We start from the raw sequence: 12,571 nt of genomic DNA on the forward strand, positions 1-12,571 counted from the left end.
TCAAGCGGAACGCGGCGTTCGGGCCATAGACGAAGTTGTTGTCGAGCCCCATACCAGGATAATTGCCATAGGCGTTCTGGCCTTGGCGATCATCAACATAGAAATGGATCTGCGCGCCCTGGATGCCGGCGATCTTGTTCATGTCGAGATTGATGCCGAGCGTCGCGTCGCCATCCGAGGTGGTGCCGGTATGGAGACCGCCGCCGACATTATCGCTGGTGATGTTGATGTAGCTGCCGTCGATGTAGATGCCCTGATTGGCGAGCGCCTGGCCGATCGATTTGCCGACCTGGAGGTTGAACAAATAGCCGTCTGATTGCGCCGCGCCTTGAGCGCCGCTGCCAACCGGCGCCTGAGACTGATCCTGCGCGGTCTGCATCGGCTGGTCATTGTCGTTGCGCGCATTCAGGATGGCATTGAGATAGGCGGATTGCGCCTGCGCCTGGTGCGCGGCACCGAGCGCCAGCACCGCGACGGTCACCGCGCCGACCCAAGCCGGTGCGCGCCCACGCATTGTGTTTCGGTTGAACATCTATTCCCCTTCCCTCGGGTTGATCGAGAAACCCCTCCGCGACGATACCGGGTTTACCCTTGCCCTTCGCGTCGCGGAACGATCCGTAGCTGTTATGGTGATAACGCCACCTATCGCACCTGTGATTAGATATCGAACACCGATAAATTTGAAGGGGCAGAAGTCACAAACGCGTGAGAATCGGGGGGATCTGCGGCGAGAAGGTCGCGCCCTGTTGCACAAATGCGACACCCGCCTTGCGGGGCAAGGCGGGTGCTGGGGCGAAACGCCGTCGTTGGTCGGTTAGTTGACGCGGGCCAACGTCGGCAAGCCGAGCAGATCGGGAAGGGTGAGGACGAGCTGGCCGCCAAACTGGGTCGCGTTCTTGACCCGCGCCGTCTCGGGCCCGGCATCGTTCGGGTTGACGATGTATTCGACCACCGGGCCGAGGGTGAGGCCCGGCGCCAGCGCCGCGTTATAGACCACTTCGAACACTTCCATGTCGGCCGCCATGTGCGTGTTGCCGGCGATGATGGTGCCGGTCTGATAATTCACCAGCGCGTTGCCCATTTTGTAGTATTCGCCGATGATGTTGAGATTGTCGTGCGGCCGGCTGGCGAGCGGCCCCTGCCAGACCATGCCAGCGTCGATTTCGTCCTGGATCGGCGTGTAGCCGTTGACCATCGACTCGACCTCACCAAAGAGGGTGATGCCGCGCTTGCTGTCCCTATCCGGGCGCCAGACCATCTGCGCCGCCTGCGCCCAGACGCCTTCGCGCGGCGCATTGGTAGCGATGTTCGCCACTGGCTCGAGCAGGCCGGTCTTGGCGAAAAGCTGGCCGGAGTAATTATAGCCGGTATTGTCGTAGAAGCCGCCAACGTCATACTGGCTCGGATAGGAAGACGACGAGAAATCGGTCTTGTAGCCGACTTCGAGCGGCAAGAAGACGCCGTTGTCATGCGTCATCGCGAGGTTCCAGCCCTCGTTCGCGCGGTTGTAGAAGCCATCGCCGTCCGCCGCTTCCGCCGCGATGCGGAAATAGGTGGTGAGCGTCGGCTTGAAGGTGATGCGCCCGCCCCAGGCCGAGACGGGGGCAGCCGAATTGGCGTCGTTATTGTAGAAAAAGGCGGTATTGGCGCAGGTGAAGTCGGTGAAGTTGCACGCAAAATCAAACGTGTCGAAATCGGGCAGGTCGTTCATGCGGCCGATGATGAAGCGGATATGATCGGCCAACACACTCTGGTCCCAGGTCAGTTCCTGAAGCCGGAAAGCGGCGTTGGGGCCATAGGTCTGATTGGTATCGACGAGACCGGTGCCGGTGTAATCGCCGAAATTCGAGCCTTGACGATCATCCATGTAAAAATGGATCTGCGCCCCCTGAACGCCGGCGATTTTGTTCATGTCGAGATTGATGCCGAACACCGCGTCGCCATTGGGGATGGCGCCGGTGCGCGTGCCGCCGGAGACATTGTCGAGGGTGATGTTGGTATAGCTGCCATCGATATAGATACCCTGATCGGCGAGCGTTTGGCCGAATGATTTGGCGACTTGGAGGTTGAACAGATAGCCCTCCGACGGCGCCGGGTTCGCAACGGCGCTGCTCGTCGGCGCCTGGGAGGTATCGTCCGCCGTCTGCAGCGGTTGATCGTGATCGGCTTGCGCCGCCTCCAGCGCGTGCAGGTACGCGGATTGGGCGCGGACCTCGCGGCTCGCGCCGAGCATGACCCCGGTGATCACGATCGGCGCGACCCAGGCGGCCGCGCCACGGCGCACGATGCTGTGCCAATGATGCATGGATTTGCCTTTTGAGAGATTGTCGAAGCGGGAGAAAAGCGATAAGCAAGGTGACGATAAAGCCCGTCGATATGTTTATGTAGATATTGCCATGACGCGCAAGCGCCGGCGCCGGATAGCGCAAAACGCGCACGCGATTGCCGTCGGCTTGTTGCAAAATCGCCACAGCCGGGCCGGGCTGGCGCGCCCGCTTCGCCCTCTTTCCGGATCCTCAGCGATGCCCAATCCCGCCCCGCCGACACTTCGCGACGCTGCCTCCCTGGTCGCCGCCGGGTTGCTGCCGGCGGGTGCAGAAGCCGCCATCGCCGCTGTCAGCGCCACCTACGCGATCGCCATTCCGCCAACGCTTGCCGCCTTGATCGCGCAGCCGGACGACCCCATCGGCCGCCAATTCGTCCCGAGCGCGGCCGAAGCCGTCACCGCGCCGCATGAGCGGCCCGATCCGATCGGTGATGAAGCGCTGTCACCGCTCAAGGGCATCGTCCATCGCTACCCCGATCGGGTGTTGCTGAAACCGCTTCTCGCCTGCCCGGTCTATTGCCGGTTTTGCTTCCGCCGCGAGCAGGTCGGGCCGGCCGGCGGGGTGCTGAGCGAGGCCGAACTCGCCGCCGCCTTCGCCTGGATCGCAGCCCGCCCAGCGATCCGCGAGGTCATCCTCTCCGGCGGCGAGCCCTTGATGCTCGCGCCGCGCCGATTGCGCGCGATCTTGGCGGGCTTGGCCGCGATCCCGCATGTCGAGACGCTCCGCCTTCATACCCGTTTCCCGATCGCCTGCCCCGAGCGCGTAACCCCGGCGCTGGCTGCGGCGCTGGAGGCCGAAAAACCTCTATTTCTCGTGATCCACGCCAATCACGCGCGCGAATTCGCGGCGAACGCGTGCGCCGCGCTGCGGCGCATCCAGACGCGCGGCATCCCGCTGCTCGGCCAATCGGTGCTGCTGCGCGGCGTCAATGACAGCGCCGACGCCCTGGAAGCGCTGTTTCGCGCCATGCTTGCTGCGCGCATAAAGCCTTATTATCTGCATCAGCTCGACCCGGCGCCGGGGACGGCGCGGTTTCACGTCCCGATCGAGGAGGGGCGGCGTCTGATGGCGGCCTTACGCGGGCGCATCAGCGGCTTGGCGCTGCCGACCTATATCCTCGACATCCCTGGTGGTTTCGGCAAAGTGCCGATCGGGCCCGAATATCTGAGCGGCGAAGACCAGGTGCGCGACCCCTGGGGCAAACCCCATCGCCTTGCCCCCAGCGGCGCTTCGGGCTAGAGAGCCGCCTTCCATGCGCCCCCAGCCAGAGCAATCAGAGATCGAGAGACGATGAAGCAGCAGGCAAACCAGATCCGCGCCGGCCAGGTGATCGAGCATGAAGGCCGGCGCTGGACTGTGCTCAAACAGCAGATCATCACCCCCGGCAAGGGCGGCGCCTTCATCCAGGTCGAAATGCGCGACCTCAAAACCGGCAACAAAACCAACGAGCGCTGGCGTACCGCCGACACCGTCGAGCGCCTGCTGACCGAGGAAAAGGAATACACCTATTCCTATACCGACGGCACCAACCTGGTGCTGATGGATAACGAGTCCTTCGAGCAGGCGATGGTGCCCGCCGATCTCCTCGGCGATGCCGCACCCTTCTTGCAGGACAATATGCCGGTCACCGTCGATCTCGTGGAGGGGGAGCCGGTCGCGATCCACTTGCCGGCCTCCGTCGTGCTTGAGGTCGTCGAGGCCGATCCGGTGGTCAAGGGCCAGACCGCCGCCTCGAGCTACAAGCCGGCGAAACTCTCCAATGGCGTGCGCACCATGGTGCCGCCCTTCATCGAGACCGGCGAGAAAATCGTCGTCCGCACCGAAGACGGCTCCTACGTCGAGCGCGCCAAAAGCTGATGGCGCATGCGCTTTCCCCGCATCTGACGATCATGGCCAACGCCGCCCAGAAGGCGGCGCGGCGCCTGTTGCGGGATTTTAACGAGGTCGAACAGCTTCAGGTCAGCGTCAAGGGCCCCTCCGATTTCGTCTCGCAGGCCGATCTCCGCTCGGAAGCGACCTTGCGCGAGGAACTCGGCCGCGCGCGACCGGGCTATGCCTTCCTGATGGAGGAATCGGGCGCCCATGGCAGCGAGAACTGGGCCTGGCGCTGGGTGGTCGATCCGCTGGACGGGACGACGAATTTCCTCCACGGCATTCCGCAATGGGCGATCAGCATCGGGCTCGAGCATCGCCTGCCCGATGGCAGCTCGGAAATCGCCGCCGGCCTCGTCTATGCCCCGGCGCTGAACGAAATGTTCTGGGCGGAAAAGGGCGGCGGCGCGTTTCTCAATGAGCATCGGCTGCGCGTCTCGGCGCGGCGCGAATTGAAAGACGCGCTGTTCGCGACCGGCATCCCCTTCGCCAAGACCGGCGCCGGCGATCGCCTCGCCTTCGCCCGCGCGCTCGGTGCCCTGATGCCGCACATCGCCGGGATTCGCCGCTTCGGCGCCGCCGCCCTCGACCTCGCCTGGGTCGCGGCCGGGCGGTTCGACGGCTTTTGGGAATTTGGCCTCCATCCCTGGGACATTACCGCCGGCATCCTGCTCGTGCGCGAGGCCGGCGGCTTCGCAACCGACCCCGAGGGCGGCGACCCACGCGCCACCCGCCAAATCGTCGCCGCAAACGCGCATCTCTATCCGATTTTGCGCGACCACGTCGCCGCCGCGCGCAATGCCGGTGGCCGATAGGGTGTGATACAAGGTTAGGGAAAAAGGGGGAAGGAAGGGTCTTCTTTTTCTGAAGAAAAAGAAGCAAAAAGACTTTTGTCCCGAGGGGCAGTGCCGCCGGCGCTGCCCGGCGTAATGGCCAAATGCAAAAAATATCGGCAAGGGGGGAAACCATGTCCGAGAACGAACTCTCTGCGGAAGATCATGCCCGGCAACTGCGCCGCGCGATCGTCGCCAGCACCATCGGCACCACCATCGAGTGGTACGATTTCTTTCTCTACAGCACGGTGACGGGGTTGGTGTTCGCGAAACTCTATTTCCCGCAATCCGACCCTCTGGTCGGCACGCTACAAGCGTTTTTGATCTACGCCGTCGGCTTCGTCGCGCGCCCCGTGGGGGCGGCGATTTTCGGCCATTACGGCGACCGCATCGGCCGGAAATCGACGCTGATCGCAACCTTGTTGCTCATGGGGGTCGCGACCTTCCTGGTCGCCCTGGTGCCAACCTACGCCGAGATCGGCATCTGGGGGGCGATTTTGCTGACCCTGGTGCGGTTCATCCAAGGGGTGGGCGTCGGCGGCGAGTGGGGTGGATCGGTGCTGCTGGCGATGGAGTGGACACGCACCAACGCCCATCGCGGTTTCGCCGCCTCCTGGCCGCAGCTCGGCGTGCCGGCCGGGCTTTTTCTCGCCAATCTCGCCGTTCTGGCCTTCAGCACCCTTTCGGGCGACCAATTCTTGACGTGGGGCTGGCGGGTGCCGTTCCTGCTCAGTATCCTCCTCGTCGGGCTCGGGCTCTGGATCCGGCTCGGCATCCTGGAAACCCCGATCTTCCGCCGCCTGATCGAGGAAAACCGGATCGAACGCGCGCCGATGCTCGAGGTTCTGCGCCGTCATCCCAAGGAAATCCTGCTCAGCGCCTTTGCTCGCATGGCCGAAAACGCGCCGTTTTATGTCTTCACCGCCTTCGTTTTCTCCTATGGCGTCGCGACGCTCAAGGTCTCGCGCGATCTCCTGCTGTTCTCGATGCTCGCGGGATCACTGGTCTCGCTCATCACCGTGCCGCTCTCGGGCCACTTGTCCGATCGTTTCGGCCGGCGGCGGGTCTATATCCTCGGCGCGGTGCTGACCGGGCTTTATGGCTTCCTCTATTTCGCGATGCTCGATACCGTGATGCCGTTCTGGATCTTCATCGCCATCGTCGTCTCCCTGATCCCGCATGACATCATGTACGGGCCGCAAGCGGCGCTGATCGCGGAGAGTTTCACCGGCCGATTGCGTTATAGCGGCGCGTCGCTCGGCTATCAGCTCGCCTCGATCTTCGCCGGCGGCCCAGCCCCGCTGATCGCGACCGCCCTCTTTGCCTCCTACCATTCAGGCTACGCGATCGCCTGGTACATCTTCATCTGCGGCGTGATCTCGGTGGTCGCAACGTTGCTGCTGAAAGACTATACCAACAAAGATATCTCCGCCGACTACCGTCGCTGAGAGCGCGTGACATCGCGGCGCCGTCACACCTCATCGTAATCGACGGTGATGGCGGCGCTGCGTGGGTGGGCTTGGCAGGTGAGGATGAAGCCCGCCGCCAATTCCCATGGCTCCAGCGAATAATTCAAAGCCATGTCGGCCGCGCCGCTGACCAGCCGCGCGCGGCACGAGCAGCACATGCCGCCGCGGCAAGCATAAGGGAGATCAAGCCCGGCGCGGAGCCCGGCCGCGAGTACGCTTTCGCCCTCGGCAACCGGAACCTCGTGGCTGGCCCCGTCGATGATCACCGTCGCTCGGCACGCCGCCGCGCTCTCGGCGGAGGGGGGCACCGGTGAGGGCGCTGGTGCCTCCGTCGAAAACCGCTCGCGCCGGATGCGTTCTTCCGGCACCCCGGCATCCTGCAGCGCCGCCACCACGGTCTCGGCCATCGCCGCGGGGCCGCAGATCAGGGCATGGTCGATGGCTCCGGCCGGGATCGCATGGCGGAGCAGGCGGGCGATTTTATCGGCGTCCAAGCGGCCATGGAGGAGATCGAGATCCTGGCGTTCGCGCGAGAGTACCGGGAAAAACGCAAAACGGTCGGGCGCGCGGTTCTTGAGCGCCAACAACGCGTCACGAAACATCATCTCGGCGCCGCTCGGGGCGCCATAGGCGAGAAAAAATCGGCTCTCCGGCTCTTCGCCCAACACCGCGCGCAGTTGCGAGAGGATCGGGGTTATCCCTGAGCCGGCGGCGAAGGCGGCGAACACGCGCTTTGCGCCGCGCGCCGTGGCAAGGCCGAAGCGGCCGGCGGGCGTTGCGACCTCGATCTCATCGCCGGCGGCAAGGCTGGTATTGGCGAGCGTCGAGAACCGCCCGCCCGGCACGTGTTTGACGGCGATGCGGAGTTCGCCATCGCCGGGGGCGCTGCAAATCGAATAGGAACGCCTGACCTCGACCCCGTCGATGACGTGGCGCAGTGTCAGATACTGCCCCGGCGTGAAGCGGAACGCATCGCTGAGCGCCGGCGGCACCGCGAACGCGAGCGAGACCGCGGACGGGCTCTCACGCCGCACCTCGCGCAGCGTCAGGCGATGAAAGGCGCGGCGGGTCAGTGGCATTTGAAGGCATCAAACGGTTCGCGGCAGGCGGTGCAGCGCCAGAGCGCCTTGCAGGCCGTCGCCCCGAACGCAGAAAGCAGCTCGGTCGCCGGCGAGGCGCAGCGTGGGCAGCGCGGCGGCTGGCGCGTCGGCGGCGCGATTCCGGCCGCGGCGAGTTTTTGGCGCCCTTCGGCACTCACCCAATCCGTCGTCCAGGCCGGCGCGAGCACCGTCCGCACCCGCGCCGGCGCGATCCCGGCCTCAGCCAGGGCCGCGCGGATGGCCGCCGTGATTTCGACCATCGCCGGGCAGCCGGAATAGGTCGGGGTGATCAGCACCTCGACGCCCTCGCCATCGGCGACGACATCACGCAGGATGCCAAGATCGGCGATGGTGAGCGGCGGCAGCTCGGGATCCGTAACCGTCGCCAGGGCCGCCCGCGCCCGTGCCAAAAGATCGGCGCCGCTCACCATTTCGCCCCCGGATGGCTCCGCGCGAGATGCTGCAGTGTCGCAAGGAGATGGCCGAGAGCTTCGGAATGCCGCCCGCGCCGGCCGCCGCTCTGCCAGCCATCACCCGCCGGGCGGGTGAGGCCGGCCTCAGTGAAAACGCGCCCGATGGTCGCCTCCGAGGTCGGGCGCAGGATCGCCGGGTCGATCACGATGCCCGCCGCGATCAGCGGCGCTTCGCCCGCCTCGGCATGGAACATCTCACCCGTGAACGGCCACAGCGTCGCGAGCGCCGATTCGAGCCGGCGGTGGCTTTCCGCCGTGCCGTCACCGAGCCGGATGACCCAGCCCGCGGCATGGCGGAGGTGATAGGCCATTTCCTTCTCGGCTTTTGCGGCGATGGCGGCCAATGTTGCGTCCGCAGACACCGTCATCGCCCGCCAATAGGGATCGGCGAAGGCGGCGTAAAGGAAATGGCGCAGCATCGTCATCGCAAAATCGCCGTTCGGCTGCTCGACGAGGAGGAGATTGCGAAATTGCGGCGGGTCACGGAAATAGGCGAAATCATCCTCGCCGCGGCCGGCGCCCTCGATCACGCCGGCATACTCATAAAGCAGCCGCGCCTGGCCGATCAGATCGAGGGCGAGATTGGCGAGCGCCATTTCCTCCTCCAGGATCGGCGCGTGCCCCGTCCACTCCGAAAGCCGATGGCCGAGGATCAGCGCGTCATCGGCGCGGCCGAGGACGTATGAGAGAAGCGGCGTCTCCGCCAAGGTCACGGCGCTGCCCACCATGCCACCCATCGCCGGCTCACATATGCCCGACATCCTCGGGCACCTCGTAAAATGTCGGGTGGCGGTAGATTTTCGACCCGGTCGGCTCGAACAACATCTCCGCGTCATCGGGGTCGGAGGCGATGATGGCGGCGGCCGGCACCACCCAGAGGGATGCTGCCTCGCCGCGGCGGGTGAAGAGATCGCGCGCCGCCTGTAACGCCATGTCGGCATCGGCGGCGTGGAGCGAGCCGGCATGGCGATGGGAAAGGCCGTTGCGGCTGCGGATGAACACTTCCCAGAGCGGGAAATCAGCGTCGCTCATGCCGCCCGCACCCGCCGCTTTTCGGCGTGCGCCCGCACCGCCTCGCGCACCCAGGCGCCTTCATCATGGGCGCGGCGCCGGGCCGCGAGACGATCGCGGTTGCACGGGCCGCGTCCGGCGAGCACCGCCTCGAACTCCGCCCAGTCGATCGGGCCCGAGCGCCAATGGCCGGTTTCCGGATCGCGGGTAAGGGCGGGGTCGGGAATCGTAAGGCCGAGGAACTGCGCTTGCGGCACGGTCGCGTCGAGGAATTTCTGACGCAATTCATCGTTCGAAAAGCGCTTGATCTTCCAGCGCGCAGAGCGCTCGCTATGGCGGCTTTGCGCGTCAGGCGGGCCGAACATCATCAAAACCGGCCACCACCAGCGATCGAGCGCATCCTGCGCCATCGACTTCTGTGCCGGGGTGCCACGGCAAAGCGTCAGCATGATCTCGAACCCCTGGCGCTGGTGAAAACTCTCCTCCTTGCAAATCCGGATCATCGCCCGCGCGTAAGGGCCATAGGAGCAGCGGCAGAGCGGGATCTGATTCATGATCGCAGCGCCATCGACCAGCCAGCCGATGGCGCCGATATCCGCCCAGGTGAGGGTCGGGTAGTTGAAAATCGAGGAATATTTCGCCTCGCCGCGCAAGAGCTGATCGACCAGCGTCTCGCGCGCGACGCCGAGCGTCTCGGCGGCGGCGTAGAGATAGAGCCCATGCCCGCCCTCATCCTGGACCTTGGCGAGCAACGCCGCCTTGCGCCGCAGCGAGGGCGCGCGGGTGATCCAGTTCCCCTCTGGCAGCATGCCGACGATTTCCGAATGCGCGTGCTGGCTGATCTGGCGGATCAGGGTGCGGCGATAGGCTTCGGGCATGGCATCATTAGGCTCGATCCGCTGTTCGGCATCGATCCGCGCCTGAAACCGCGCCTCGGCGGCGCTATCGACCGGCGCGCCCGGCGCCTCGGCGATGTTCAGAGCCTGGGTATACATCGGAACGCCCTCACCTTACGGAATGGCACCGAGAATATATAACAAAAAACGCTCATTCAAGAATTTTTTGTAACTAAACCCTATCTTCCATCAACACCCGGGCAAGCTTTGTGAATTCGGCGATGCTCAGGGTTTCGGCGCGGCGGGTCGGGTCGATCCCGGCCTTGGCGAGGAACGCCGCGCCGCCAAGTGGCGCGAGCGCCCGGCGCAGCATCTTGCGGCGCTGGCCGAAAGCGTAAGCGCTGACCCGCTCGAGGGCGGCGCGCAGCGCCGGCGGCGGCTGGTTGGTATGTGGGGTCAGCCGGACCACCGCCGAGGCGACGGCGGGCGGCGGCGTGAAGGCGGCTGGCGGCAGGCGGAGCACAAGCTCGGCGCGGCAGGCGAACTGCGCGAGAACCGCGAGCCGGCCATAAGCCGGGCTCCCCGGCGCAGCGCAAATCCGCTCCGCGACCTCGAGTTGAAACATCAGCACCAGGCACGCGAAAGCGTCGGCGGTGCGTAGCCAGCCGATCAGGAGCGGGGTCGCGATATGATAGGGGAGATTGGCGACGATCACCCGTGGCGCCGGCGTTAGCGCCGGATAGTCGAGCCCGAGCGCATCCGCTTCGATCACGGCAAGCCGCGCCCCGGCGGCCGGCTGCAATTCGGCGAGGGCCGCGACCGCGCGGCGGTCGATCTCGATCGCGGTGACGCTAGCGGCCTCGCTCGTGAGCAACGCGCGGGTGAGCCCGCCCGGCCCCGGCCCGATTTCGATCACATGCGCGCCCGCCAGCGGCGCGGCGGCGGCGATGCGGGCGGTGAGGTTGAGATCGAGCAGAAAATGCTGCCCCAGCGCCTTGCGCGCGGCGAGCGCATGGCGGGCGATGACCTCACGAAGGGGCTCGGCGAGCGGATCGCCGGTCAAGAAAGAACCTTCTTTTTCTGAAGAAAAAGAAGAAAAAAGACGTTTGTCTCGGTTTCTAGGAGGGACAACGTCCTTGGCAGGGCAGTGCCCGCGGCACTGCCCAACGGGATAAAAGTTTTTTGGTTCTTTTTTTCAAAAAAGAACATTTCTTGCGCTTTCACACCCCGCCGACCCGCTGATCGATCGAGGCGTGGCGATGGAGATCGCGCATCATCTGGCGCGAGATCAGTTCGATGCGCTGGCTGGAGAGCTGATTGGCGATTTCTTCCTTGGACGGCATGCCGAGATTGCGCTCCTCGCGGGCGCAGACGATGACCACCATGATCCCTTCCTGCGTGACCAGGGGTTCGCTCGGTTTGTTTTCGCTGAGCTTGCCGAGCAGGGTGCGGAGTTCGGGCGGGTTGACGGATTCGAGGCGGACTTCGAGCGGATCGGGCCGCGGCGGATTGCCGGCCGCCTTGTCGGCCGCCGCCATCGCGTCGCAGCTACGGACGTTGGTCGAGATATCCTTCGCGCGGAGCAGCATGTCGTGCTGTTGCTGCGTCGGGTTCTGGGGGTCGAGCGGGGTCGAGAATTTCAAGAAGACCTGGCGGATTTTGAGCAAAGTCGCGGGGTCGTTGCCGATCTGGCGCTTGGCGAGCAGGGTGACGATGGAAAGCCCGCCGGCGACCGGCACCGGGTTGCTGATGGCGCCGACCGGCATTTCGGTGACCAGGTGGGCGACCGGGGATTCGAGCTGGTTTGGCCGCACCCAGCCGAGATCGCCGCCTTGAAGTGCTGTCTGGCTCTGACTGAACTGCGCCGCGACGACGGCGAAGGGCGCGCCGCTGCGCAATTGCTGGATCACGGTTTCGGCGAAACGCTGCGTGTCGGCGGCGCGCGCCGGCTCGTCGATCGGGAGGAAGATCTCTGCAACATGATATTCCATCTGGCCGGTCTCGGCCTTAATCATGCGCAATTGCTCGTCCACGTCCTGCTGGGTGACGCGGTCGGCAACGCCGATCTGTTCGCGCAAGACCCGCGACCAGCCGAGTTGCACCCGAGTCTGATCGTAAAGCGTGTGGATCTCGGCGCCATCGGAGGCGAGGCGGCGCGCCAGAGTCCCGGGCGGCATGTTGTTGCGCTTTTCGAGATTGGCGATGGTCTCGGCGATGTCCTTATTGGTGACGGCGATCTTGCGCCGCTGCACCTCTTGCAGGCGGAGCCGCTCGTCGATCAACTCGCGCACGACCTGCGGTGTCAACCGGTCGAGCACCTCGCGGGTGATCGGAAGCCCGCTCGAGAGGGCAAAGAGACGCCGACGGTTATCGACGTCCTGGGCGCTGATGACATCGCCGTTGACGACCGCAACGATGCGGGATTCTTTTTCCGGATCGATCGTATCGGCCGAGATTTTGCCGCCGTTCGCGGGCGCGCCGGCGGGATGATCGGGGGCATGTTTGTCCGCGGCCGGCGCCGCAGGCGATGCGGCGGCCGGCGGCGGCGTTTGCGCGCCCGCCGGCAGGGCTGCGATCAGCCAGCCCAGGCTCGAGAGCACGGACAAGGCGGGCAGGGAAATTTTCCGCACGATCGGTCGCATCAGGGAAA

The 12,571-nt window shown here is 65.2% G+C and carries 12 protein-coding genes and 1 pseudogene; 4 read left to right on the forward strand and 9 right to left on the reverse strand.

Annotated features, from left to right (window positions below; all coding sequences use genetic code 11):
- Both ACP5M5_RS05425 and ACP5M5_RS05430 read right to left on the reverse strand, forming a co-directional pair.
- A pseudogene (locus tag ACP5M5_RS05425) lies at positions 1-532 on the reverse strand (hypothetical protein); the annotation flags it as partial.
- A gap of 282 nt (positions 533-814) precedes the next feature.
- Positions 815-2,305, reverse strand: a complete 1,491-nt coding sequence (locus tag ACP5M5_RS05430; protein WP_427936041.1) for a carbohydrate porin — start codon at positions 2,303-2,305, stop codon at positions 815-817.
- 217 nt (positions 2,306-2,522) lie between these two features.
- Here ACP5M5_RS05430 and ACP5M5_RS05435 point away from each other — a divergent pair, with 217 nt between their 5' ends.
- The 4 genes from ACP5M5_RS05435 to ACP5M5_RS05450 all read left to right on the forward strand — a co-directional run bounded on the left by ACP5M5_RS05435 (position 2,523) and on the right by ACP5M5_RS05450 (position 6,480).
- Positions 2,523-3,566 carry a lysine-2,3-aminomutase-like protein gene (locus ACP5M5_RS05435; RefSeq protein ID WP_427936042.1) on the forward strand — a complete coding sequence of 348 codons (1,044 nt, stop codon included), beginning with the start codon at positions 2,523-2,525 and terminating at the stop codon, positions 3,564-3,566.
- Positions 3,567-3,617: 51 nt separating this feature from the next.
- Positions 3,618-4,184 (forward strand): elongation factor P, encoded by a 567-nt coding sequence (efp, locus tag ACP5M5_RS05440; protein ID WP_114913197.1) that lies wholly within the window; start codon positions 3,618-3,620, stop codon positions 4,182-4,184.
- The gene (locus ACP5M5_RS05445) at positions 4,184-5,014 is read left to right on the forward strand and encodes an inositol monophosphatase family protein (protein WP_427936043.1); all 831 of its coding nucleotides are present in this window, start codon (positions 4,184-4,186) and stop codon (positions 5,012-5,014) included. The genes efp and ACP5M5_RS05445 overlap by 1 nt, the downstream gene beginning before the upstream one ends.
- Positions 5,015-5,166: 152 nt before the next feature.
- Positions 5,167-6,480 (forward strand): MFS transporter, encoded by a 1,314-nt coding sequence (locus ACP5M5_RS05450; protein ID WP_427936044.1) that lies wholly within the window; start codon positions 5,167-5,169, stop codon positions 6,478-6,480.
- Between the two features lie 23 nt (positions 6,481-6,503).
- Here ACP5M5_RS05450 and ACP5M5_RS05455 read toward each other — a convergent pair whose 3' ends face one another.
- From ACP5M5_RS05455 to ACP5M5_RS05485, 7 genes are all read right to left on the reverse strand, one after another.
- Positions 6,504-7,580, reverse strand: a complete 1,077-nt coding sequence (locus ACP5M5_RS05455; RefSeq protein WP_427936045.1) for a 2Fe-2S iron-sulfur cluster-binding protein — start codon at positions 7,578-7,580, stop codon at positions 6,504-6,506.
- Entirely contained in the window at positions 7,571-8,032 is a 462-nt protein-coding gene (gene paaD / locus ACP5M5_RS05460; protein ID WP_427936046.1) for a 1,2-phenylacetyl-CoA epoxidase subunit PaaD, read from the reverse strand. The genes ACP5M5_RS05455 and paaD overlap by 10 nt, the downstream gene beginning before the upstream one ends.
- Entirely contained in the window at positions 8,026-8,835 is an 810-nt protein-coding gene (paaC, locus tag ACP5M5_RS05465) for a 1,2-phenylacetyl-CoA epoxidase subunit PaaC (protein WP_427936047.1), read from the reverse strand. The genes paaD and paaC overlap by 7 nt, the downstream gene beginning before the upstream one ends.
- Positions 8,819-9,106, reverse strand: a complete 288-nt coding sequence (gene paaB, locus ACP5M5_RS05470) for a 1,2-phenylacetyl-CoA epoxidase subunit PaaB (protein ID WP_114913202.1) — start codon at positions 9,104-9,106, stop codon at positions 8,819-8,821. Before paaB ends, paaC begins: the two co-directional genes overlap by 17 nt.
- A complete protein-coding gene (gene paaA / locus ACP5M5_RS05475; RefSeq protein ID WP_427936048.1) occupies positions 9,103-10,080 on the reverse strand; it encodes a 1,2-phenylacetyl-CoA epoxidase subunit PaaA in 978 nt (325 codons plus the stop codon). The genes paaB and paaA overlap by 4 nt, the downstream gene beginning before the upstream one ends.
- Positions 10,081-10,153: 73 nt before the next feature.
- The gene (gene rsmA, locus ACP5M5_RS05480) at positions 10,154-10,984 is read right to left on the reverse strand and encodes a 16S rRNA (adenine(1518)-N(6)/adenine(1519)-N(6))-dimethyltransferase RsmA (RefSeq protein WP_427936049.1); all 831 of its coding nucleotides are present in this window, start codon (positions 10,982-10,984) and stop codon (positions 10,154-10,156) included.
- Between the two features lie 157 nt (positions 10,985-11,141).
- The gene (locus tag ACP5M5_RS05485) at positions 11,142-12,563 is read right to left on the reverse strand and encodes a peptidylprolyl isomerase (protein WP_427936050.1); all 1,422 of its coding nucleotides are present in this window, start codon (positions 12,561-12,563) and stop codon (positions 11,142-11,144) included.
- Positions 12,564-12,571: the final 8 nt, after the last annotated feature.

The organism is Acidibrevibacterium sp., assembly GCF_049965395.1.
GTDB lineage: Bacteria > Pseudomonadota > Alphaproteobacteria > Acetobacterales > Acetobacteraceae > Acidibrevibacterium > Acidibrevibacterium fodinaquatile.